This is a genomic window from Halobacillus sp. HZG1, assembly GCF_035818575.1.
Taxonomy (GTDB): Bacteria; Bacillota; Bacilli; order Bacillales; family Halobacillaceae; genus Halobacillus; species Halobacillus litoralis.
In genome coordinates this window covers 1-22,040 of the sequence record NZ_JAYLVQ010000079.1, presented here as the reverse complement: position 1 = coordinate 22,040, position 22,040 = coordinate 1, and the positions used below count along the sequence as shown (strand labels likewise).

At 45.3% G+C, this 22,040-nt stretch carries 27 protein-coding genes; 7 read left to right on the top strand and 20 right to left on the bottom strand.

Going from position 1 to position 22,040, the window contains the following annotated elements; genetic code table 11:
- The first annotated feature begins 127 nt into the window (after positions 1-127).
- Positions 128-1,264, top strand: a complete 1,137-nt coding sequence (locus VKA52_RS16330) for a DUF2515 family protein (protein WP_326316450.1) — start codon at positions 128-130, stop codon at positions 1,262-1,264.
- Here the strand turns inward: VKA52_RS16330 and VKA52_RS16325 are convergent.
- The 15 genes from VKA52_RS16325 to VKA52_RS16255 form a co-directional block, all read right to left on the bottom strand.
- Positions 1,261-1,458 carry a hypothetical protein gene (locus VKA52_RS16325; protein WP_326316449.1) on the bottom strand — a complete coding sequence of 66 codons (198 nt, stop codon included), beginning with the start codon at positions 1,456-1,458 and terminating at the stop codon, positions 1,261-1,263. The genes VKA52_RS16330 and VKA52_RS16325 overlap by 4 nt on opposite strands.
- A 33-nt stretch (positions 1,459-1,491) precedes the next feature.
- Complete coding sequence (locus VKA52_RS16320) at positions 1,492-1,626, bottom strand: hypothetical protein (protein WP_326316448.1); 135 nt, start codon at positions 1,624-1,626, stop codon at positions 1,492-1,494.
- Positions 1,627-1,660: 34 nt separating this feature from the next.
- Positions 1,661-1,987: a YnfA family protein gene (locus VKA52_RS16315; RefSeq protein WP_160915660.1), complete on the bottom strand. Its 327-nt coding sequence runs from the start codon at positions 1,985-1,987 to the stop codon at positions 1,661-1,663.
- Between the two features lie 75 nt (positions 1,988-2,062).
- Positions 2,063-2,464, bottom strand: coding sequence for a VOC family protein (locus tag VKA52_RS16310; protein ID WP_326316447.1), 402 nt, complete (start codon positions 2,462-2,464; stop codon positions 2,063-2,065).
- 502 nt (positions 2,465-2,966) lie between these two features.
- Complete coding sequence (locus VKA52_RS16305) at positions 2,967-3,176, bottom strand: DUF3951 domain-containing protein (protein WP_326316446.1); 210 nt, start codon at positions 3,174-3,176, stop codon at positions 2,967-2,969.
- Between the two features lie 10 nt (positions 3,177-3,186).
- On the bottom strand, positions 3,187-3,948 hold the full coding sequence (locus VKA52_RS16300; protein ID WP_326316445.1) for a class I SAM-dependent methyltransferase: 762 nt from the start codon (positions 3,946-3,948) through the stop codon (positions 3,187-3,189).
- 59 nt (positions 3,949-4,007) lie between these two features.
- Complete coding sequence (locus VKA52_RS16295) at positions 4,008-4,403, bottom strand: hypothetical protein (RefSeq protein ID WP_326316444.1); 396 nt, start codon at positions 4,401-4,403, stop codon at positions 4,008-4,010.
- A gap of 58 nt (positions 4,404-4,461) precedes the next feature.
- Complete coding sequence (locus tag VKA52_RS16290; protein WP_326316443.1) at positions 4,462-4,725, bottom strand: hypothetical protein; 264 nt, start codon at positions 4,723-4,725, stop codon at positions 4,462-4,464.
- A 7-nt stretch (positions 4,726-4,732) separates the two neighbouring features.
- On the bottom strand, positions 4,733-5,035 hold the full coding sequence (locus tag VKA52_RS16285) for a TIGR04104 family putative zinc finger protein (protein WP_326316442.1): 303 nt from the start codon (positions 5,033-5,035) through the stop codon (positions 4,733-4,735).
- Entirely contained in the window at positions 5,025-5,198 is a 174-nt protein-coding gene (locus tag VKA52_RS16280; RefSeq protein ID WP_160915648.1) for a hypothetical protein, read from the bottom strand. Before VKA52_RS16280 ends, VKA52_RS16285 begins: the two co-directional genes overlap by 11 nt.
- 196 nt (positions 5,199-5,394) lie before the next feature.
- Complete coding sequence (locus VKA52_RS16275; protein ID WP_160915646.1) at positions 5,395-5,619, bottom strand: YqkE family protein; 225 nt, start codon at positions 5,617-5,619, stop codon at positions 5,395-5,397.
- Entirely contained in the window at positions 5,616-5,948 is a 333-nt protein-coding gene (locus VKA52_RS16270; protein ID WP_160915644.1) for an iron-sulfur cluster biosynthesis family protein, read from the bottom strand. Before VKA52_RS16270 ends, VKA52_RS16275 begins: the two co-directional genes overlap by 4 nt.
- 61 nt (positions 5,949-6,009) lie before the next feature.
- On the bottom strand, positions 6,010-7,284 hold the full coding sequence (locus VKA52_RS16265) for a Y-family DNA polymerase (RefSeq protein ID WP_206945634.1): 1,275 nt from the start codon (positions 7,282-7,284) through the stop codon (positions 6,010-6,012).
- A gap of 201 nt (positions 7,285-7,485) precedes the next feature.
- The gene (locus tag VKA52_RS16260) at positions 7,486-8,280 is read right to left on the bottom strand and encodes an SDR family NAD(P)-dependent oxidoreductase (protein ID WP_326316441.1); all 795 of its coding nucleotides are present in this window, start codon (positions 8,278-8,280) and stop codon (positions 7,486-7,488) included.
- Between the two features lie 5 nt (positions 8,281-8,285).
- Entirely contained in the window at positions 8,286-9,251 is a 966-nt protein-coding gene (locus VKA52_RS16255) for an MBL fold metallo-hydrolase (RefSeq protein WP_326316440.1), read from the bottom strand.
- A gap of 223 nt (positions 9,252-9,474) precedes the next feature.
- Here VKA52_RS16255 and VKA52_RS16250 point away from each other — a divergent pair, with 223 nt between their 5' ends.
- On the top strand, positions 9,475-10,998 hold the full coding sequence (locus tag VKA52_RS16250; protein ID WP_160915636.1) for an AbgT family transporter: 1,524 nt from the start codon (positions 9,475-9,477) through the stop codon (positions 10,996-10,998).
- Between the two features lie 50 nt (positions 10,999-11,048).
- On the opposite strand, the gene VKA52_RS20805 is transcribed toward VKA52_RS16250, so the two are convergent.
- From VKA52_RS20805 to VKA52_RS16240, 3 genes are read right to left on the bottom strand one after another with little or no spacing between them, the layout of a single operon-like run.
- Entirely contained in the window at positions 11,049-11,243 is a 195-nt protein-coding gene (locus VKA52_RS20805; protein WP_442788856.1) for a hypothetical protein, read from the bottom strand.
- Between the two features lie 55 nt (positions 11,244-11,298).
- The gene (locus VKA52_RS20800) at positions 11,299-11,613 is read right to left on the bottom strand and encodes an RNase adapter RapZ (protein ID WP_442788855.1); all 315 of its coding nucleotides are present in this window, start codon (positions 11,611-11,613) and stop codon (positions 11,299-11,301) included.
- A complete protein-coding gene (locus VKA52_RS16240) occupies positions 11,585-13,210 on the bottom strand; it encodes a M20/M25/M40 family metallo-hydrolase (RefSeq protein WP_160915632.1) in 1,626 nt (541 codons plus the stop codon). Before VKA52_RS16240 ends, VKA52_RS20800 begins: the two co-directional genes overlap by 29 nt.
- Positions 13,211-13,292: 82 nt before the next feature.
- Between VKA52_RS16240 and VKA52_RS16235 the strand changes: the two genes are divergently transcribed.
- The 5 genes from VKA52_RS16235 (at position 13,293) to VKA52_RS16215 (ending at position 18,620) form a co-directional block, all read left to right on the top strand.
- Complete coding sequence (locus tag VKA52_RS16235) at positions 13,293-14,039, top strand: glycerophosphodiester phosphodiesterase (protein WP_160915630.1); 747 nt, start codon at positions 13,293-13,295, stop codon at positions 14,037-14,039.
- Position 14,040: 1 nt separating this feature from the next.
- Positions 14,041-15,201 carry a glycosyltransferase gene (locus tag VKA52_RS16230; RefSeq protein WP_326316438.1) on the top strand — a complete coding sequence of 387 codons (1,161 nt, stop codon included), beginning with the start codon at positions 14,041-14,043 and terminating at the stop codon, positions 15,199-15,201.
- On the top strand, positions 15,198-16,214 hold the full coding sequence (gene namA / locus VKA52_RS16225) for an NADPH dehydrogenase NamA (protein WP_326316437.1): 1,017 nt from the start codon (positions 15,198-15,200) through the stop codon (positions 16,212-16,214). The genes VKA52_RS16230 and namA overlap by 4 nt, the downstream gene beginning before the upstream one ends.
- 105 nt (positions 16,215-16,319) lie before the next feature.
- A complete protein-coding gene (rnz, locus tag VKA52_RS16220) occupies positions 16,320-17,243 on the top strand; it encodes a ribonuclease Z (RefSeq protein WP_326316436.1) in 924 nt (307 codons plus the stop codon).
- A gap of 15 nt (positions 17,244-17,258) precedes the next feature.
- Positions 17,259-18,620: an aldehyde dehydrogenase gene (locus VKA52_RS16215; RefSeq protein ID WP_326316435.1), complete on the top strand. Its 1,362-nt coding sequence runs from the start codon at positions 17,259-17,261 to the stop codon at positions 18,618-18,620.
- A 113-nt stretch (positions 18,621-18,733) separates the two neighbouring features.
- Here the strand turns inward: VKA52_RS16215 and VKA52_RS16210 are convergent, their stop codons facing one another.
- Positions 18,734-20,971 (bottom strand): ABC transporter permease, encoded by a 2,238-nt coding sequence (locus VKA52_RS16210; RefSeq protein ID WP_326316434.1) that lies wholly within the window; start codon positions 20,969-20,971, stop codon positions 18,734-18,736.
- A complete protein-coding gene (locus VKA52_RS16205) occupies positions 20,968-21,669 on the bottom strand; it encodes an ABC transporter ATP-binding protein (protein ID WP_160915619.1) in 702 nt (233 codons plus the stop codon). The genes VKA52_RS16210 and VKA52_RS16205 overlap by 4 nt, the downstream gene beginning before the upstream one ends.
- Between the last annotated feature and the right edge of the window lie 371 nt (positions 21,670-22,040).

Genomic DNA, 22,040 nt, shown 5'->3' with positions numbered 1-22,040 from the left:
CTTAAAATTCGCTACCTGTTTTGAAATTCCTTCCTTTTTTTACATAGAGAAGGATAGAGGTCAAATACTAAGTTAATCATGTTGCTATCGTTTCAGAAATATATTCAGAGTAGGAGGTGAGAAGGAAGTGTTTTCATCCAAGTGGCGCATGCTGAAAAAAGACCTGAAGGCCGCATTGAAGTCAAGCCCGTCTTCATTGACGACAGAGGAAGAAACGCTGGTGAGGGAAATTAGGAGAATCACTCAGGAGAAAAATCGGAATAACGTGACACGTACGATGGCGTACCTTCATTTTTTTCAAAAGCATCCTGAGATTCATTGGGCATTGCTCGCCCATCTTGTATCTAGAAACGCCGGCTGGAACATGACTGACCTGAAGGGTGAATACCTGCCAAAGCTTTTGACAGGAAAGGAAGGAACAGACTTTTTCGTTTTCTTAGAACGGGGAAACTGGCTCATTTTTCAAGATGCCTATCCACAACTATTGTTGTATGATGCCAGCTTGAAGCATGGACGCCCTCTCTACCACCTATTAGATGCGTTGAATGTTTCCAAATTCATGAAGCCTTTTTGGGAACGCTATTGGAAAAACGGAAACAGCGAAGAACTGACTAAAGCGCTAATCGTCAATGAACAGCATTATATCGAAAATCGGGTCATAAGAAATCACCTGTATATGGCGACTGTTATGGATAAAGTGATGTTCAAGCTTCAAGATGTGCTTTCCATGAACCATATCCTTTTCCCTTATGTGACACCCATTCAGCAAAAGATAAACCTTGTAGGTGGAACAGTCCACCACTTTTCGGCCGTGGATGAACGCATTCTCCTCGGAAGATCCCTTTATGAGCTTCTTTATGGTGTTCGGTCACGCTTAGATCAAATTGCACAATGGTGCTCCGCTCATGCACACACAGGCTCGCGCAAGGATTATTGGCCGCAGCTGTTCAATGATATCAACGAAACACCACCGGGTCACGTTCATGAAATGACCGTGAGCCCATGCAAACGAAAGCAGAACGGTCCTAAAATTTACAGTCCCAGGCTTGAGATTGTGTGGGAGGATTGGGTCCATGCAGAAGCGGAAACAGGGGATTGGTTCAGGAGTGTACACGTTCTGGATTTGATGAAAAAGAATGCAAAGGAATTGAGTGGAGATATTGAACCGGAGTATTGCCGGACGTTGGAAGAAATCGAGTTCGCCTCCCAAACGAAGCACACGTTCTTCCAGAAGCCAGAAGAACGATTCGAAGACCGCCCTTAACTATGCCACTGATTTTTTCGTGAAGTTTGTTGGATTAGTTTAAGAACCTTACCAACGATGAGGTCCGGGTTCTCTAAATGAACAGAGTGGCCGGTATCAGCGAAAACCTGATCTGTGCACAGGGTCAGTTCTACTAATAACTGCTGATACTCCCGCCAATGTTCAGAAGGATGATTAGCGCTAATGACAACCACTGGCAGAGATTGTTGTAAGGGCTGGGCTTCCCTTCAATATCCCTGCACTTCTCTAGCGTATTGATATTCTTCATACGCTGCAAGGAAGCTTTTCGGACGATAACCCATGTAGTGTAATGCTTGTTTAACTTCTTCATTCCATTCGTTACGGCCCACTTTCTGCGTCATGATCCTTAAGTAATCTACATTCTGTTCTCATCCCCTATTGTCTTGGCGCAAATAACATGACACATACGCCTATAAGGCAAATCCCCGCACCAATCCAGTCATAAAAATCAGGGGTCTTACGGTCCACGCCCCAACCCCACAACACAGAAAGAATGATGAACACCCCGCCATAGGCGGCGTACACACGACCAAAGGATGGGAAGCTTTGAAACGTAGCGATCACCCCGTACAAGGCAAGGGTGAATCCTCCGGCAATCCCCCAGGAAAGCGGCTTCCCTTCACGGATGGCGAGCCAAATCAAATACCCTCCTCCGATTTCAGCTACTCCTGCTAGTAGAAATAAAACGAATGCCTGGATCATTACGATCCCTCCTGTAAAACGACGATATCTATAAATTTTAAGGGGATTCACCTACCTGTCACAAGCCAACAAGTATCATCCTCCATAATCAGGACTTAACTCACTCCAGACATCCAAACGATTTCCGTTTACATCCTCAAATACAAAATTCAAACCAGGGTGACCCCTGTCTTCGATTTCTCCCACTTCGACGCCTTTGTCTTTTAATTCCTCCTGTAAAGACCTCAAAGCTTCTTTTCCATCCACTTCAAACGTGATAGCAAATCGATCGCTACCATCCTCATCTACAAAGTTGGATGTTTGTTCCGGTGAAGACTTTACCAAGAAAATACTGATGTCCGCTAAGCCAATGATTGCCTTCTGCTCATCCTTATAATGGATGACTGCTCCAAGCTTTTCTTTATACCAGACTGCGGATCTATCAACTTCCTGGACGGGTAAGTAAATGGTTCCTACTCGGATTAGTGGATGGTTCATGATACGTCCTCCTATCGATTTACGTATTCCACCAAATGCTAGAAACTCCTTCTTTCAATAAGTTTCTCATGTTAAAAAAACCCCCTTTTCTTGAAGACTCAAATTCGAGACTTTTGTTAAGGGGGTGGGTGCTGCGGGGAATAGCTCGCTTTCCGCGGGAGCGCCATTCCCCTCCGCCCCTTTGCTATATGAGTATCTCGAAACCACGCCCGGAAAAGGAAGCTTTTATCTTGTAAGGAAAGTAGAACATTCTGTATATTATCGCTTTTATGAATGGAAAAGCTTGTTATAAGCGCTTTTTGACTATAGGTCAGGATTTGTGAAGAGAACTTCTGCTTGGCAAAGGGGTGGTTGGGAAGCTGCGAGACTCCCGTGGGAGAAAGGAGGCAGGCGAGATCCCTCAGGACGTAGTCCGAGGAAGCCCGGCGCTCCCCCACAGGAAAGCAAGTTGCTTCCCCTGCCATATTCGTTAATAACTCAAGTCTAAAAAACAGGGCAGGCGTTAGTCATAACGCTGCCCTGTTTTGTCATTTTCTTCTTCCTCTTCCCTATCTTCTTCATGAAAAGGCGTTTCTGTTTGTCCGCTCACATAATCGAATGGTGTGTAGGAATTATCCGGGTACTGTTTTTTCACAAACATACGATAGCCGGTGCGTAGTACAACGGCAACGATTAAGCAGGAAAACAACACCGTAATGATTGTTGAAACCATAAACCGCCCCTTATATCTTTAATTTAACGGCTCTTGTCGCGAGCATTGTTTTAATGTGATGATCGATGGTTCTTCCTCCACCGAAATCATCTTCATAGATTCCTGCAATGACAAACCCTGCATCTGTCTGTCCCTGAAGCTGATCTTCCAGTGTGTGGCCGAACTCAAGCGTTTCGCCTTCCCTCACTTCTTCCTCTTCAAGTGCGGAGTAAGGAATCTTGTGTGCCACTTCCAACTTTCCTTCATCCTCTTTTTCTGCATCAAACAAGTAGAGGACGGGATTCATAAAGCCTGAAATGAGTGTTCCTTTATCCTTCAAAACACGTGCCGCTTCTTTCCATACCGGGCGGACATTTTCGATGAATACGTTGGCCACAGGGTGAACAATGAGGTCGAAGGTTTCATCAGCAAATGCTGATAAATCTGTCATATCCCCTTTAACGGTTTTCAAATCGAGCCCTTCTCGTTGAGCTACCTCCACGTCTTGTTGCAGTTGTTTCTCTGACAAATCAAAAACCGTAACATTAGCACCTGCGGCAGCAAGGACCGGTCCTTGCTGGCCACCTCCGGATGCGAGGCAGAGAATCTTTATGCCTTTGATCGATTCAGGAAACCAATCTCTTGGCACCTGACGATCTGCGGTCACACCGATAGACCACTTGCCGCAACGAGCTTTTTCGATTGTTTCAGGGGTTTCGCTTTGGGTGTAACGTACCCCGTCTTCCACTTTCTTGTCCCATGCTTTACTGTTATGTTCTGTCGTTTGACTCATCTTTTTATTCCTCTCTCTGTTCAATCAGTAAGGTGCTTCCATCTTCAAATGACGGTAGATCAAGCTGGATGACCGCTTGTGTGCATGCGGTTTCCATAGTAGTGCTTTAACTCGTTTAAAAGAGCTTCTGCGTCCTCTTCAGATAAGTTTTCTAAGTAAATGTTCTCGTCCTCACCTTTGGCTGATTTTATAGAAATGACATCATCCATTTGCTGGATACGCTCAATTTCTTCATCTGCCAGACGAGTATTCGGATCTGCAATGCCCAGCCGAATCTCGAGGATATCATCTTCCAAGCGCACATAATCTCGCTCAGGCATTTTGTAATAGTGAATCATTTGCCAAATCCCTAATAGAAAGATCACACCTGATCCGAAAACGATAAATGGCTCGACACGGCCGTGCAAATACAGTGAAATTTCTACCGGTAATACCCCTGTGAAAATGTTAACCAACGAACCCCGCGCTTTTTTCCCCCATAATTCTGTGTTGCTATATTTATAATTCAAGACATCACCCTCTGAAACCTCTCGCTGCGAGACTGATTTGTCGTATGTAGCGTTGAAATGATTGCTTCAAGGTTAAAAATCGACCTTTTTCCTCGTATTCTTCCAACATGACCCGAATGAGGGGCAAACCATAGAGTTTTTGGTTCCTTCGTTTATCAGATATTTTCATGCCCATTTTTTTATGGTCCTGGATTTTGATGAACTCTTTTGAATAGCGCTTGATCTTCTTTGTTTTTTGTCCTTTGAGAAGAGAAAACAAATCTTTCAACAAACACTCACTCCTTATGCAAGACTTCCTCATCCGATAAGTGAATCACCAGCGGTTGGATAAATAGGACGAGTAACAAAAGGAAGACAGCGAAAAACAGGGCTGATGTCAGTCGCATTTGAAACGTTTCTACTAATAACATAAACACAAAAAATGCCGAAACCGCTAATATCCCTGAACGATGATAGGACCGTTTCGTAGAATAATGTTCCTCTCCGCAATGCGGACATTCTTTCTTGCCGCTGACTTTTATCGATGAAAGCAGTGCTCTTCCAAATGGCCAACTGCGTCCGCATGCCTTACACCTCACCTTGTTCACTCTCCTTTAATGCTTCCACTTCTTTTTCCAAGTGTTGAATCCGCTCCTCCTCGCCTGTTGATCGAATGTTACGGACAATCGCAAGAACACACCCGATGACAGCGATTGTCACACCTATCGTTCCAATGAAGAATACAAGGAAAAAATCGATCATTTTGTTCCCTCCTGCTTTTCTATACGGTCGATATGGTCCGAATGTTTCAATTTTTCCGAAAGAAAATTATGGATAGCTCCCTAACTAAAAGGAATAACGTCCGATGCGAAAACAAATAACGACCTAACGGAGCGCACTAGCCCAACGACTTAACTCAAAAATCCTCACAAAAAATAAGCACTCCATAGCGGAGTGCTTATTTTTTGAAGGATTTCCAGTTGAGATCACTTTCATTCAACAGTTCCTCAAAGCTTTTGTTTGCTTCTGCTCGCTTGCGCTCTTCGATACGGCGCTGCTTTTCCTGTTCTTCACGTTCATCGGCCTGCTGTTTCAGCTCTGTCTTTTTGGATTTCAGCTTTGATAAAACATCAGCATTAAGCTGATCGCCAAGAGAACCGGGTTGCGGCTTTTTCTTACTCATACGGTCGCCCCTTCTTTCACGTCTTTGATCGGGATGATCGGGTTCAGGATGCCGTCCGGGCTGGAAAGGCGGAACGTGCCTCTCATGAAATCAAGCTTCATTTCTTTTTTGAAAAAAGTGGCTTGCTGATCATCGATAATGACGGAATAATCATCATTTTCTACTTTGAGATCTGTAGGGCGTTCTTCTTTTTCCAAACGAATGGTTGGCAGTCCATTCACGCCGCATCCACATCCTTCGGTGTCATAAAAAAGACGGATGAGTGGACGCTCGGGATCCTGAATGTGTTCTAGCTGCTGCTTCGCCTCTTCTGTGATGCGTAGTTTCATCGTTCATCCCTCCTGTTTCTTCTATTGTAAGAAAACTCAGCCTCAGAGGCAACGGTTATGTTTATTCTGCATAGTGTCCACCGACCAGACGACTGCGGTGGCGGGCGGTTCCTGCATTTGTCCAGGACACTGCCCGGAGAAGCATATCCTGCCCGTAACGCTCGCGAATCTCATCCATCGCATAGCCGAGGTCCCTTTTTTTATCGCGGCCGTCATCAAACAAGTCCAGTTGGACATTGGCATCTTCTGTAATGTTTCCAAGAGTGACGGAGATGCGGCGGACGACTCCGCCATTATAAAAGCGTTGGAACAAAGTGAGGCAGGCGTGATAAATATCCATCGTAATGCTCGTCGGATGTTCAATAGATACAGAGCGATGAAAGCCACCCGCCCCTTCACTTTTGCTATAGCCGATCCCAAGAGAAACCGTTCTCCCTGCATGGCCTTTTTTCCTTGCACGTCGAGCGACTTCTTCACACATCTCGAGGATGACGTACTTTACTTCTTCAGGATCCTGGTAATCGCGAAGGAGAATCTGACTTTTCCCATAGCTCACCTGACCGTGAATAATCGGAGCTCCGGGGTCGGACAAGTCGATACCATTCGCGTGGTAGTACAGCTGGTTTCCCATCACACCAAACGTTTTTTCCAGACGATCGAGCGGGAACTTCGCCAATTGCCCGACAGACCAGATGCCCATACGATTCAACCGATGCTCAAGCCGCGGGCCAATGCCCCACATTTCCGACAAGGGAGCGACCGGCCATAACTTCTCTTGAAAGTCATCAAACGTCCAGCGGGCGATGCCTTTCTTTTTTGCTTCAAGATCGAGACAGAGTTTGGAAAGCAGCATGTTTGGGCCAATGCCGATCGCTGCATCCAGATGGAACGTTTCTTTTAATTCATCGACGATCATTTGAGCCGTTTCTTCGGGGACACCGAATTTCCCTTTATTATCTCCTACCTCTAAAAAGCTTTCATCGACGCTGTACGTATGGATCTTTTCTTTCGGGACGAATTTGTGAAAAAGGTTCGTCACTTGAGTAGACACTTCCAAGTATTTTCTCATTTGCGCGGAGACGATGACAATTTCCGGCGCGGAAGGAATTTCGAACAGGCGGCTCCCTGTGCGGATCCCATATTTCTTTTTCATTGCCGGGGTCGCTGCCAATACGACACTCCCCTTCCGGTTCGTATCCGCAACTACAGCAAGCGGGACTGTGAGCGGATCAAGCCCGCGGTCAATGGCCGCACAGCTCGCATAGAAACTCTTCATATCCACACACAAAATCCCCCTGTCCGGATACCTCCCATAATCAATGCTCGGATGCCCCATGTCGTCTCCACCTCCTTTACCTAGTATATCCTCATTATGCGAATATACGTTCGCTTTTGCAAGTGGCAATTCCTTCTACCATTTCCTGTCTGACCAGGTCTTACATATATTGGCGGTACCAGGTCATACAGATTTTCCCACCTCACCCAACCAAAAAACCTCTTCCCTTAATGGGAAGAGGTTTTTTGGTTGGGGGGGCCGTTATTTTTTGTTGAACTGTTTTTGCATGAGTTTTTCCATCGCGACTGGTGCGAGGGAGTAGACTTTGCTTCCCGAATCCATCCAGGAAGGCATATTGATTTCCCGCTGTTTCGTGAATAAATGGTGGACGACAGTCCTTGCTACACGGTTCGGATCAAGCATAATCTTATCGACCGACTTCTCATACTTTCCGCTCGGGTCCGCTTGTTGAAAGAAATTGGTCCTCACAGGTCCTAGATTAACGGAAGTAACATAGATACCTAATGGCTCAACTTCCATCCTTAAAGCATTCGTAAACCCTAAGACTGCATGTTTAGTCGCTGCATAGACCGCTGATTTAGGTGTGGCAATTTTGCCTGCCTGTGATGCTATGTTGATGATGTGTCCCTCTCCATGCTGGACCAAATGAGGGAGCAGCTGATGCGTGGCACGGAACAAGGACTTCACATTAACCGAGAGCATACGCTCAATATCCTGCCAATTCGACTCTGCTACATGATCGAACACGGCGATTCCCGCATTGTTGATCAGCCCATCAATGGATCCATGTTCATAGCAAATCCGGTCAATCGTATCTTTCCATTCTGCATCATTCGATAAATCCGCAGGGTACCATGGACATTTGACACCAAAGGCCTCTTCAATCTTCTCGGCGATGATTTCCAATTTGTGGGCGGTCCGTGCCACAAGAATCGGCGTGCCGCCTTCCTGCGCGACGTGTATCGCGAGAAATTCGCCAATTCCGCTTGAGGCTCCCGTGATCAATACTTTCTTTCCTTTTACTCGTTCATTCATCCAAATCACCTATTTGCTTGATAGAATTTCTCTCCGTCTACGTAAGAAATCTTAAGCTTTCCTACGCTCTCTAAGTAGTCCAGTTGTCCGATTGTTTCAGACATCGTCAAACCGAATTGATTCTCGATGTGTTTCGGAAAGAGACGCTTGCATACGTCATATGCACGTAATGGGCCCTCGCTAAACATCAGAAGCACCTTCTCCGCCCGCTGTTCCTGCTTTTTCAAACGTTCGGGAATCAGCTCGTGAGCATGATTGAAAATTTTCCCGTGCCCTGGATAAACTGTACTGATTTCCCACTGCAACAACTTTTCCATAGAATGGCGATAATCAAGCAAAGGTCTTGGGCGCTCCTCTCCTTTGTTGTGAGGCGGCTCAAGTAAAGGGTTCGAAGAAATATGGGACAGCAGGTGATCCCCACCGATCAAAGCCCCATCACCTTCTCTGTAAAAGGACAAATGGCTTTGGGCATGGCCGGGCGTTTCAATCGTCACCCATTCTTCATGACCTGGCAGCCGGTCGCCTTCGATCAACTCATGCGTAAGCTTTCCTTCTGACGTCCACTTCAACGTTTTCCTCAATCCTTTTAACAATGGAAGAAAGCGCTCAGGCACTCCAGATTCCTTGTACATACCTTTGAAAAATTCCTCATAATGAGAGAAGTAGGATTCGTCACGCTCAAGCCAAGGCTTCAATTTCGTGTGGCCGGCGATAGTATTCACGTTCGGTAAACGTTCAACAAGCCCCATATGATCCGGGTGATGGTGAGTCAAAATCACTTGTTCAATATCTTCCGGCTGGTAGCCCACTTCCTTTAACTGATCAACTAAGGCTTTCCAGCACTCCTCCGTCTTCACACCTGCATCGATAAGGGAGAGCCGGTCACCTTTTACTAGATAAACATGAACATCCCCCACCGCATACGGGGTCGGCAATGTGAACTGGGTAATGGTATCCTTCAATGTCTTCATAACACTTCCTCCATACTGAATGATCATTCACTTCTCTACATTGTAGCATGATTGCCAGATCTTTTCCTCCAATATGACAAAGATTACAGACGTCTCATTATTCATAATTCTTTTTCTAGTGGGACTTTTTCCAAAAGACTTCAAATAAAAATTACTTCCCATTATACTTTAACGCGTCATTGTAAATTTTAAAGAAATGTAAAGGTCAATAAGGAGGAAGATCATGGAACAACAAGAAAAGAAAGGGTTGACAATGCGCATACTCGACTGGATTGAGCGCGTCGGGAATAAATTGCCTCACCCTGTCACATTGTTCGCAATATTTGCACTCATGGTTGTCGTCGCTTCCTGGATCTTCTCCACGATGAACGTGGAAGTCGAAGACCCAGCGACCGGCGAAACGTTACAAGTCGTCAACTTGCTTTCCAGTGACGGTATTCAATACATGTTTGAAAGCATGGTAGAAAACTTCGTAGGCTTCGCGCCTCTCGGTACCGTTCTTGTGACAATGCTTGGTATCGGAATAGCTGAACGCTCAGGGCTGATTAGTGCGATGCTTCGTGGACTCGTTACATCCGTACCACGTTCATTGATGACAGCAGCGCTCGTGTTCGGTGGTATCATGTCCAGTATGGCTGCTGATGCGGGTTACGTTGTTTTGACACCACTCGGAGCCGTTTTATTTGCTGGTCTTGGCCGTCACCCACTTGCGGGTCTTGCCGCAGCATTTGCCGGGGTTTCGGCTGGTTTCAGTGCCAACTTGCTCCTTACGTCGTTGGACCCATTGCTTGGTGATTTGACGATTCAGGCAGCAGCAACCATTGATCCTGCCTATGCGGATACCATCCTTTATACGATGAACTATTACTTCATGATTGCATCTGTTTTCGTCCTCACGATTGTAGGTACACTAGTGACAGACAAGATTGTTGAACCGCGTTTAGGAGAATACAAAGGTGGCGTGAAAGAAGAAGTCAATTACCTTTCTCCACTTGAGAAAAAAGGGATGATCGGTGCTCTGATCGCGTTTATCGTGACCATTGGGCTGCTTTCTCTGCTCGTCGTACCATCCTGGGGGCCATTGCGTAACCCTGATGATTTCTTAGCATCTCCATTTTTCCATAGCTTAGTGCCTGTCATTCTGATCATGTTCTTCGTTCCTGGTTATGTTTACGGGAAGATTACAGAGGAAATCAAGAATGATAAGGACGTAGCCAATCAAATGTCTGAAACGATGGCGAGCATGGGAATCTACATTGTCCTCGCCTTCACGGCAGGTCAATTCGTTGCCTACTTCAACCATACGAATCTCGGAAAAGTCATTGCTGTCAGCGGTGCCGAGTTCTTGGATTCCATTGGTTTCACAGGCATCGGTCTCATCATTGCTTTCATGTTCGTAGCTGGTTTCATCAACCTGTTTATCGGAAGCTCGTCAGCAAAATGGGCGATTATGGCGCCGGTATTCGTACCGTTGATGATGCAGCTCGGTTACTCTCCGGAGCTTACGACACTCGCTTATCGGATCGCCGACTCAACAACGAACATCATTTCACCATTGATGCCGTATTTCGCAATCGTCATTGCGTTCGCACAGAAGTATGATAAGAAGGTCGGTATTGGTACATTGATTTCTACCATGCTTCCTTATTCCATTGCATTCTTTGCCATATGGACACTGATGCTGTTGATTTGGATGTTGACCGGTGCACCAATCGGTCCTGGAGCAGGATTCGAATACAATGGTTAATCCATCATAAACAAAAGGGTCCGGAAATGATTTCCGGACCCTTTTGTTATCTAAATCCTGACCTGATGTGCCAGGATCATTAAACTTTTCAGACGATCGGCCGTTTCAGAAATGCCCACCTTTGAAGTATCAATCACCACATCTGCCCCCGCTCTCAGTTTTGGCAGCACATGAGTAAAACTTTCTATGATTGCCTTTCTCTCCTCTGGATGCTTTCCGTAAGGATTTGTCTTTCTTTTATTCACACGATCAAGCATGACATTTAAAGGAGCTTCAAGAAGAATGACATAATCAAAAGATTTATAGAACTTCCCTTGATTTGAATAACACCCGGAAAGGATTAAATGAGTGTGCCTTTTTCTTTCGATGAGATGGGAGATTTTTTCTCCATCCCATACGATTTCCTCCCCTTCTCCTGAAGCGATTTTTTTGTGAAACCATGATTTGATTATCAGTATCCACCACGTAGTACCCTTCATGATGCAGCCTTTGCAGGGCACTGGTTTTACCAACACCAGATAACCCTGTCACAAAAATAACCCCCACTCTACCACCGACTTTCCAAAAAAATAGTTCTAATATCCTTTCATTCCCGCTCTTTCTTAAAGAACTCATGAATAACCTGTGTCAAAATCTGCGGCAGTTTTTCAAAGCTGTATGATAATTCCAGTCGCTCCGTCCATTGATGCGGATCTCTTCCTAATGGTCCGATGTTGATGATCGGCATTGTGATCGATTCCATCACTTCTGACGGCCATTCAAACCCATTTCCGTGAATCGGCATCTGCTTTGTCAAATCTGACAGGGAAGAGGTGGAAGATGTCGGACCGATAAAACTCAAATCGCTCAACCCTGTAAAATACTCCACCACTTCAAGATCTTCGTCAAACTTTTCCTTCGCATAATCGATGGCAACCTTGGCCCCATGCAGAATGAAAGGATCATCATTCGAGGACACAGCTGGATAAAAGGGTGGGCTGTAAAAAAGGACGATCATCGGACTGATATCTTTACATAAGGATGCCAGACTCTGGACCAGTGTTGTTGAGAAATCCCGATCACCCTGGTCTCTCAAATTGACTAACCGGTTTTGACGGCGGTCCACTTCCATTTTTCCGTAACGTGCGACCGCTTCCTTGTATAACTGATCATAGGTCAGAATCGTGATATCCGGATGGAAAGCAGATGTCTGGGTACCTTCCAAATAAAAGGAAGCCTGATGATGGTAATGATTGATGATTTTCGCCTTCGCTCGCTGGGCTGCCTGCAGAAGCTTTTCATTCAATTCAGCAATGGACTGCTTCATATACAGGACATTGTACATCGCGACCGCTGCCTGAGGTGTCTGAACCGAATACTCAAATTTCAAATCGCGCTGCATCAGACTGAGTGGAGGCGGGGTCCGCTCTCCGCCGACCTTTTCAATAAAAGCTTCATTCAGTTCCATTTCCTGTGCCAGGTAACTGACCATCAGGTTGGCGTTCAAACCTCCAAAGGGCTCACCAGCATGTGTTTCTTTTCCATAGCACAAAAAGCCCGGCAGCGTCTTTCCGATAGAACCCGTGTACAAATAATAAGCAGGATCGCCAGGGTATTTGCTGAACATCGGTTCGCCGTTCAAAGCGGCTTTATAGACAAGTCCCTCTTTATCACGAATGTCTGCAAGAGCAGGAAGAGCAGCCAGCATTCCCTCCGAATTCACTTCTTCGTCCGGAACAGCGACGAGAAGCAGGTTCCCGTCAAACTCACCGGCCATCGCTTTTTCCAAAAGGGATAAATGTACGGTAAGTCCTGCTTTCATATCCATCGTTCCACGTCCGAACAACCAATTCCCTGACTCCAGATCACGGGCAGCTTCTTTCGGCAGATCTTCGATATTCTTATGTAGCTCCTGGGTGAGCTCACGGGGATAAAAAGCAAGGTTCTGATAGGATCCATAATCTTCGATTCCCACGACATCCACATGGGAAATCAAGACGAGCGTTTCCTTGGATTCGTCTTTTTTCACTAAGGCTGTCAGTAATTGACGCCCATCGTCCAGCGGGTGCAAGTTGAGGTGGCTGGGCCGTTTTTTATAATAATCGCGATCTTCTAAAATATAATATAAGTATTCGATGATTGCGATTTCCTCATTGCTGTTCGTTATACTAGGGTACTCTACAAGGGAACATAGTAGATCCGTCAACTGCTCTTTCGTCTGCCAAACGGTCATGGGGTCTCACTCCTTATTGACTTTTCCTGAATTATCAAACACAATCAAACTCATAAGCTACTTGGAAGAGGTGAACGTCACGATGAAAACCCTTATCTACGCTCATAGAGGAGCAAGTAAGCTGGCTCCGGAAAATACGATGCCCGCGTTTGAGCTGGCGCGTGCAGCCGGAGCTGACGGCATCGAGACCGATGTGCAGCTTACCAAAGACCAAATCCCCGTCCTCATCCATGATGAGAACCTGAGACGTACTACCAACGGAACAGGGTTCGTACAAGACTATACATATGCTCAGCTGCGCCTGCTTGATGCAGGAAGCTGGTTTTCTCCTAAATTTTCTGACATTTATATTGTAACACTGGACGAGTTTCTTCGCTGGTTTCGTGACCAGCCTATGTTCTTAAATATCGAACTGAAAACGAACGTCATTGCCTATAAAAACATTGAACGGATTGTCTATGAAGCCCTAAAACGTTATCACGTTCTTGAGCGGACCGTTATTTCCAGCTTCAATGTTGATTCCCTCACACGCATGAAAGAAATCAACCCATCGGTTCAGACCGCATTCCTGACATCGACCAAGATGCGTAACCTCCCTCAGTATGCCAAGTCCGAGGGGTGTGACGCACTCCATGTAAAACACCGTCTTCTGGATAAGAGGCTCGTCAAACGCTGCCATAAAGAAAATCTCGAACTCCGCATCTATACGGTCAACCGTCCTTCCATGATGAAGAAGTGCTACAGCCTGGGTGTCAATGGAATTTTCACAGATGTCCCTCATCAGGCTATCGAATACCGTGACTTTTATCGAAAACGGAGAAACCGTTAATATGTTCTGGGTGTTTGCTGGGCTCCTTTTTGTATGGGTGATTCTGCTGATGGACTTCCTTATAGGAATGAGAAAAATTCCAAAACTCGAACAGACCCATCCTTCTCAAACGCGTGAGCTTATTTCTGTAATTATTGCGGCTAAAGACGAGGAAGATTCAATTCACGAGACGATTCATACACTGACAAAACAGGAAGGGGTCATGTTCGAAGTCATAGCTGTGAACGACCGCTCCACTGATCGAACAGGTGCGCTCATCGATGAAGCATCTGCGTTGTACCCTGATGTCCAAGCCGTTCATATCCGCCACCTGCCGGAAGGATGGCTAGGGAAAAATCATGCTCTAAAAAAAGGCGCCGAGCTTGCCACTGGCGCTTATTTACTTTTTACAGACGCAGACATTCAATTTGAAGAACAGACCCTCGCTAGAGCAATAACATTCATGAAAGCAGAAGAACTGGATCACCTCACAGCAGCACCGGATCTAAAAGCCCGCTCTTTTGCGTTACGCGGCTTGATTTCCTACTTTTTGTTCGGTTTCGGTTATTTAAAACGACCATGGACGGCGAACCAGAAGAAACCTAAAGGTGGGATGGGGATCGGAGCTTTCCAAATGATGACCCAATCATGTTATCAAAAAATCGGGACCCATGAGGTGGTGCGTTTCCGACCCGATGATGACCTTGCCATCGGACAGAAGATCAAGGCAGCTGGCTTCAGACAAAAGCTTGTAACAGCCAAGCACCTTCTCTCAGTCGAGTGGTATCCTGATTTCAAATCTGCACTGAAGGGTTTCGAAAAGAATGCATTTGCTGGATTGAATTATTCTATTGCCCTCTCCTTGTTTGCCCTTTTCGGTGTCCTGTTTTCCCAGGTACTTCCCTTTATTTTCGTCTTTATCGGGAGTCCCCCCGTTCAAATCATTAGCGCAATCAACATCCTTTTGTTATTTTGTTTATATGGTTTAACCACCCGTTCATTCACAAACTATCCATGGTGGATGGTATTCGGCCTGCCGATCTTTGCCATCCTGTTTGTTTTCATGCTTGCAAGAGCACTCATCCTGACATGGATTCGTGGGGGAATTGAATGGCGTGGGAACCGGTATTCGATCAAAGAATTGAAACAATTTTTCCGTAACTCGGAGGAGGACCATCATTGAAACATAAATTATTTGAACCCTATACAGTAAAGAACGTCACGTTAAAAAACCGGATTGTCATGTCTCCCATGTGTATGTATTCGTCAGACAACCAGGACGGTTACGCTCAGCCTTTTCACCTTGCCCATTACGAAAGTCGTGCGGCCGGACAAGTTGGATTGATCATTACAGAAGCCACTGCCGTTTTACCTGAAGGCCGTATTTCCCATGAAGACCTTGGAATCTGGAGCGACGAACATATCGAAGGTTTACAAAAAATCAATGAAGGCATTCACCGTCACGGAGCTAAAGCGGGGATTCAACTGGCTCACGCCGGAAGAAAGGCCAACTTAAGGGATGAAATTTTCGCCCCTAGTGCTGAAGCTTTCAGTTCATCCATGAAGGTCCCGACAGAAATGACAAAAGAAGACATTAAACGTACAGTGGAAGCTTTCCGCGAGGGAGCTCGCCGGTCTGAAAAAGCGGGCTTTGATGTAATTGAACTTCACGGAGCACACGGGTATTTAATCAATCAATTCGTCTCCCCTCTTACGAACAAGCGGAACGATGAATATGGAGGCACCCGTGAAAACCGGTACCGTTTCCTGCGTGAAGTGATTGAAGGCGTTAAACAAGAATGGGAGGGGCCTTTGTTTGTCAGAGTCTCTGGAGAAGAATATCATGAAGATGGAAACACGATGGACGACTTTATCTATTTTGCCCGTGAGATGAAGTCTCAGGGTGTGGACCTCATCGACGTAAGCTCAGGTGGTGTCGTGCCTGCAGCAATTGATCCCTACCCCGGATACCAGGTCACGTATGCTGAACAAATTAAAAAGGGAGCCGACATCGACACGGGTGCCGTTGGTCTGATTACAAGCGGCAACCAGGCAGAAGAAATTTTGCAAAATGAACGGGCCGACTTGATTTTCCTTGCCCGCGCGCTCCTAAAAAATCCTTATTGGCCAAAAGAAGCAGCAGATGAACTTGGCTACTCCTTAGAAGGACCCAGACAATACAATCGTGCTTGGTGAACAATTGTGAACTGCCGGAAAAACATCCGGCAGTTTTTTTATGGCTTTTCAAGTGTGTTCTCCCCCTTCTGGTGGTATCATGATAAGTGTAGGAGAGTGTTGGCAATGGAACTATTTTTTTTAGGTACAGGATCTGGTGTCCCATCAAAAGAAAGAAATGTCTCCTCCCTTGTCCTCCGCCTTCTTGAAGAGCGAGGAACGACTTGGGTTTTTGACTGTGGAGAAGGCACACAACAGCAAATATTGAATACAAACATACGACCGCGACGAATTGAAGTAATTTTTATTACTCACCTTCACGGGGATCACATTTACGGACTGCCCGGATTATTGAGCAGCCGTTCATTCCAAGGTGGTGAAACACCTGTAACCGTTTACGGGCCGCGCGGGTTAAAAGATTACATTGATATCAGTCTCGAATTGAGCGGAACGCACCTTCGCTATCCCCTTTACATTGAAGAAGTGGAAGAAGGAGAACTCTTCGAAGACGAACAGTTTGTCGTTGAAGCCGTCAAACTTGAACATGGACTTGAAAGCTATGGATATATCCTTAAAGAAAAAGATCAGCTTGGTGAACTTCAGCCGGAAAAGCTGAAGGCGCTTGGGATCAAACCAGGACCTGTTTATCATAAAATCAAGAATCAACCACGGACAGTCCTGGAAGATGGAAGAATCATCACACGCAAAGATGTCATCGGGCCGCCCAAAAAGGGACGTAAAGTCGCCATATTGGGAGACACACGCTACCTGCCGCATCTTGAAGAAGTCTTAAGAGACAGCGACGTTCTCGTCCACGAAGCCACATTCGCTGGAAATGAGGAAAAAATGGCTTATGATTATTTTCATTCCACCGTCAAACAAGCCGCTACCCTTGCAAAGAACGCAAATGTTGGGGAACTGATTTTGAATCACGTCTCTTCCAGATACCAGGGAGATTCCGTGGAGGAGCTCCTGGAAGAAGCACAGAATTTGTTCCCAAACACCACGATTGCACACGATTTTTATCAACATCCCATAAAACGTACTTAACGAAGGAGGAGCTGTATGCACGCAACGGTCAAGCAACAAAAAACATGGTTCCAGGAAGGACATACGAAAAGCTATGCTTTCCGAAAAGAACAGCTGTTAAAAATGAAGAAGATGCTGACGACCTTTGAGAAACCGATTCTCAATGCATTAAAATTCGATATGAACAAATCGGAATATGAAGCGTACGCATCTGAAATCGCCTTTTTAAAAAGTGAGATCGATCATCATGTGAAACAGTTGAAAACATGGATGCAGCCGACTAAAGTGAAGACCCCACTTACCCATACAGGCTCAAAAAACTTCATTCGAAAAGAACCCTATGGCACGGTATTGGTCATTGCCCCTTGGAACTATCCTGTCCAGCTAGCCCTTGCTCCGGTAATCGGCGCGATTGCAGCAGGAAATACGGTCATCATCAAACCATCCGAACTAACACCAACCGTTTCATGGGTGTTGAAAAAAATGATTGAACAGTACTTTCCTCCCCACTATATTGCCGTAATCGAAGGCGATAAAGAGGTGACCCAGGAGCTGCTTGAACAACCGCTAGACTATATCTTCTTCACAGGGAGCGTCCCCGTCGGTAAAATCATTATGGAGAAAGCGAGTAAACAGCTCATCCCGGTCACATTGGAACTTGGAGGAAAGAGCCCGACGATTGTTCACAAAGATGCGAACATCGACCTTTCTGCGAAACGGATTGTATGGGGTAAATTCACCAATGCAGGTCAAACATGTATTGCACCTGATTACCTTTACGTACACCATGAGGTGAAAGCGGACTTAATCCGTGCCATGAAAAAGTACATCCAGCAGTTTTACGGAGAAAATCCTTTGAACAATGAAGAATACACCAAAATCGTGAACCAAACGCACTTCGAACGCGTATCTTCTTACCTTGATTCCGGAACGGTCGTGGTCGGCGGTTCTTTGGATGAATCTAAACACAAAATCGCACCTACCATTCTCGACCAGGTGTCCTGGGAGGATCAGGTTATGAAAGATGAGATCTTCGGACCTGTGCTTCCTGTCCTGACTTACCATGACCTTGATGAAGCGATCGAGAAGATCAACAGCCGTCCTAAGCCACTTGCCCTCTATTACTTTGGGGAAAACGAAATCGAACAGCAGCGCATCCTCAACTCGATCTCATTCGGCGGTGGATGCATCAACGACACCCTTTACCATATTATCAATCCACACCTCCCATTCGGAGGCGTTGGTGAGAGCGGCATGGGCAGTTATCATGGCAGACGGAGCTTTGAAACCTTTACGCACGAGAAAAGCATTACAAAACAAACCACCCGTTTCGATCAAAACTTCCGCTATCCAGGATCCCAACTTGGTCTTGCGGTGCTAAAGAAATTCTTTGGTTAGAAAAAAAGCGAGCATTACGCTCGCTTTTTCTATGTGCATTTTTGCATTCTTGCGCGCGTTCCTGGCTTCTTGCGCGCGAAAAAGGACAGCGGCCGGGCCGCTGTCCTTTTTCTCTAGTCCTGTTGCTTTTTCAATGCTTCCTGTAAAGATACATCTTTCAACTTTCGTTTCGATAATCCAAGAGAGAGCCAATACGTAAGCATGATTACAATGAATCCTGTCAGGACCATCCACCATGCTACATCTGTCGGCATAAGAAAACCAGTCTCTTGAACTAATGTATTCATCGTTTGCTCCAAACTCAAACTCGCCAGAGGTATGGACACAAAGTAGGCAATCAAAACGATAGGAGTGTACACACTTAAAACAAGTTTGGATACTTCTCTGTCATGATAGCCCATCACTTTAAACAACGATATAGAAGGTGAGTTTTCTTCAACGATTAAATTGGTGAGCAAAGTAAGAACAATTACACCAATCAATACAGCAAATACAGCCATGCCGGCAACAGACGCTCTCGTTGCTCCTGTTGTCGATTCAAAACTGTCTATAGCCTTCTGCTTATCTTCTACCATATAAATATTTCCGCTGTTTCGTGGAGATTGTTTCTGCCATGTTCCTGTATATCCTTCATCGGGAAAACCTAGAAAATCATTCAATTCAACACGCGGAAGATACAAGTTATTCCCAATATAAAGGTCAGCAACGGCAGCGACTTCCACCCTCATCGTCTCCGAGTTCAATGAGTTCTCGAGGTTGATGTCATCTCCTTCCCCCACACCAAGTACAGCAGCTAAAGGAGCACTAATAATCGCTCCTTCAGATATTTGCGATTCTAGACTTTCCCCATCAGTACTCAACTGAATATATCGATTCTCTTTTTCCATTCCATATGCCGTAATTTTCACATCTTCATCAACGACACCAAGTTCGTTCATTGTAAAAGGACTCTGTTCTTCATCCGTTTCTTCCGTCATTAATGATTGATAATGGACCGCATAGTCGTATTTCAAAATATCCTTATACGTCGTTTCTACAAGCTGGTCCATGCTATTAAAAGTAATGAACCCGAACAATAATAAAACGGTTGAAAACATCACTCCAATAAAGATATACAAACTTCTCGCTTTATTTCTCACCAGTAACCTCAACCGGAACCTGCGGATAAAACCTCCTTTTTGCAAAAGCGGAAGTTTTTCCAGCCAGGATTTTTTCCCACTGGACATCTCCTTCGGTCTAAGAAGCGTCAGCGGTTCTGTACGCAATGTCCGATTAATAACGAAGGTCGTGAGTAAGATCAAAAGCAATATAGGAAGGACAAATCCTATTACAAGAACGAAAGGATTCCAGTCAAACCTGGATAGAGAAGGTAAGTTAAAATAGTTCGCATACAAGTTCGAAAGCGGTACAGACAGGCCAGCACCTGCAGCTAAACCACCGACTGTGCCCGCTAATCCGATCACCCAGGCATAACCTAAATAATGACGGACCAATTCTTTCTTACGATACCCAAGGGCCATAAGCGTGCCGATTTCTTTTCTCTGCATTTCCATCCGACGCTTCATGAGCATCAGCACCATGGCAATAGAGAGAGCAAGAATGAACAATGGCAATGTTGTCGTCATGCTCTTAGCGCCTTGGATTTCTGTTTCCACAAACCCAATGCGTGGATTATCTTCTGAATGAACAAATTGCAAAAGAGCCGTTTCTGCACTTACCGCTTCCCTAAACCCCTCGGGCACAGCTCCATCATCTGTCCATCCTAAGATCTGTGTCTGTCCATTCACCTCTGAAAAATCGGAACCGGAAACGACGGCGACTCCGAATTTCTCAGCATCCGCTAACAAATCCGTCATTTGTTCGACCATATAAATGTAATCAGGCAAGTAAACGAATCCTGTAATTTCAAACTTACGATCACCCAATGTTATGACATCACCCAGCTGATATTGATGTTTCTCAGCAAACACTTTGGAAATAGCCAGGTCTTGATCGTTCGACGGTGCTTTCCCTTCAGCGATGTAAGGAATGTTAACTGTGTCAGTAGTCGTGAATGTACGTAATGTCGAATCATCGATCTCAAAATCTGCATAATTCCGTTTTTCTAAAACGACATTGTACTCTTCTTCCCATAAAGAAAGCTGTTCATCGGTCACATCCCCTCCAGCTACAAAATGAAAGCTTTCCTGTCTATAGTCTTCCGTAAATGTTTCATTTCTCGATTCCAGAGTCGTGATGGCCATGGATAAGGACACATAAAGCATAACTGCTAGTAAAAGAAGAACAGCCACCCCGGCATATTGGAATTTCTTTTCCTTTAAAGTGCGGTACACAGATTTCTTTAGAATCATGACCAGGTCACCTTCTCTGGAGGGACAGGATTTTCATTTTCATAGGCATCCACAATTTCACCGCTTTTCATTCGGATAACCGAATGAGCCATCTCGCCAATCCCCTGGTTATGAGTGATGATCAAAACTGTCGTTCCATACTGCTCATTAACGAACTTCAACAACTTCAAAATATTTTTTCCCGTTTCTTCATCCAGGGCTCCTGTCGGTTCATCACAGAGTAAAATCTGCGGGTTCTTAATCAGTGCTCTCGCGATTGCGACACGCTGTTGTTCACCCCCGCTCAGTTGAGAAGGGAATTTATCTTTCTTATCCCACATCCCTACCTTTTCTAAAATATCCTTCATATCAAGCGGTTTCTGACTCAATTCCCGTCCGACCTCCACATTTTCTTCAACGGTCAGTGTCGGTATTAAATTGTACTGTTGAAAAATGAAGCCAACGAACTTCCGGCGGTAATCCGTGAGCTGGCGATCCTTCAGTTGATCGAGGACCGTGTCTCCTACTTGGATTGATCCTGAATCGTAACGGTCAATTCCTCCAATAACATTTAATAATGTTGATTTCCCTGACCCTGAAGGTCCGAGAATCGTCACGATTTTCTTATCTGGTACCTCTAATGAAGCCTGGCGTAGTGCCTCAACTTTTACTTCTCCGCTCTGATACGTTTTATTGACTCGGTTTGCGAAGATAGTCATTTCATCATCTCCAATAAAAGTTTTGTAATGAAATACATCATTTATTTCATTTTTAGTGTACCTCAATAAAAAAAGAAGTCAATAACTTTTTGAAATATTTATATGTATATATTTCATTATTTATCATCACGCTTACTATTTTTATTGAAGATAATGGCAGGATTGTGGAAGACTTGATTTCGAGATGTTTGTGTGGATTTAGGGGCTCCGGGAAAAGGTTCGCTTTCCGCGGGCGAGTGATGAGCCTCCTCGAGCTAACGCTCTGCGGGGTCTCATCTACCACGCACTTCCCACAGGAGTCTCACCGTTTCCCTACGCCCCTTTGCCATATGAGGTTCTAGAAATCCCTCTTATATTACCTGCCTAAAACT

Excerpts from the sequence above, each read along its gene's own strand:
- VKA52_RS16320 (WP_326316448.1), bottom strand. The coding sequence starts at position 1,626 with ATGACGCAGAAAGTGGGCCGTAACGAATGGAATGAAGAAGTTAAACAA.
- VKA52_RS16315 (WP_160915660.1), bottom strand. The coding sequence starts at position 1,987 with ATGATCCAGGCATTCGTTTTATTTCTACTAGCAGGAGTAGCTGAAATC.
- VKA52_RS16310 (WP_326316447.1), bottom strand. The coding sequence starts at position 2,464 with ATGAACCATCCACTAATCCGAGTAGGAACCATTTACTTACCCGTCCAG.
- VKA52_RS16305 (WP_326316446.1), bottom strand. The coding sequence starts at position 3,176 with ATGGTTTCAACAATCATTACGGTGTTGTTTTCCTGCTTAATCGTTGCC.
- VKA52_RS16300 (WP_326316445.1), bottom strand. The coding sequence starts at position 3,948 with ATGAGTCAAACGACAGAACATAACAGTAAAGCATGGGACAAGAAAGTG.
- VKA52_RS16280 (WP_160915648.1), bottom strand. The coding sequence starts at position 5,198 with ATGATCGATTTTTTCCTTGTATTCTTCATTGGAACGATAGGTGTGACA.
- VKA52_RS16275 (WP_160915646.1), bottom strand. The coding sequence starts at position 5,619 with ATGAGTAAGAAAAAGCCGCAACCCGGTTCTCTTGGCGATCAGCTTAAT.
- VKA52_RS16270 (WP_160915644.1), bottom strand. The coding sequence starts at position 5,948 with ATGAAACTACGCATCACAGAAGAGGCGAAGCAGCAGCTAGAACACATT.
- VKA52_RS16265 (WP_206945634.1), bottom strand. The coding sequence starts at position 7,284 with ATGGGGCATCCGAGCATTGATTATGGGAGGTATCCGGACAGGGGGATT.
- VKA52_RS16260 (WP_326316441.1), bottom strand. The coding sequence starts at position 8,280 with ATGAATGAACGAGTAAAAGGAAAGAAAGTATTGATCACGGGAGCCTCA.
- VKA52_RS16255 (WP_326316440.1), bottom strand. The coding sequence starts at position 9,251 with ATGAAGACATTGAAGGATACCATTACCCAGTTCACATTGCCGACCCCG.
- VKA52_RS16250 (WP_160915636.1), top strand. The coding sequence starts at position 9,475 with ATGGAACAACAAGAAAAGAAAGGGTTGACAATGCGCATACTCGACTGG.
- VKA52_RS20800 (WP_442788855.1), bottom strand. The coding sequence starts at position 11,613 with ATGAGTTCTTTAAGAAAGAGCGGGAATGAAAGGATATTAGAACTATTT.
- VKA52_RS16240 (WP_160915632.1), bottom strand. The coding sequence starts at position 13,210 with ATGACCGTTTGGCAGACGAAAGAGCAGTTGACGGATCTACTATGTTCC.
- VKA52_RS16235 (WP_160915630.1), top strand. The coding sequence starts at position 13,293 with ATGAAAACCCTTATCTACGCTCATAGAGGAGCAAGTAAGCTGGCTCCG.
- VKA52_RS16230 (WP_326316438.1), top strand. The coding sequence starts at position 14,041 with ATGTTCTGGGTGTTTGCTGGGCTCCTTTTTGTATGGGTGATTCTGCTG.
- rnz (WP_326316436.1), top strand. The coding sequence starts at position 16,320 with ATGGAACTATTTTTTTTAGGTACAGGATCTGGTGTCCCATCAAAAGAA.
- VKA52_RS16215 (WP_326316435.1), top strand. The coding sequence starts at position 17,259 with ATGCACGCAACGGTCAAGCAACAAAAAACATGGTTCCAGGAAGGACAT.
- VKA52_RS16210 (WP_326316434.1), bottom strand. The coding sequence starts at position 20,971 with ATGATTCTAAAGAAATCTGTGTACCGCACTTTAAAGGAAAAGAAATTC.
- VKA52_RS16205 (WP_160915619.1), bottom strand. The coding sequence starts at position 21,669 with ATGACTATCTTCGCAAACCGAGTCAATAAAACGTATCAGAGCGGAGAA.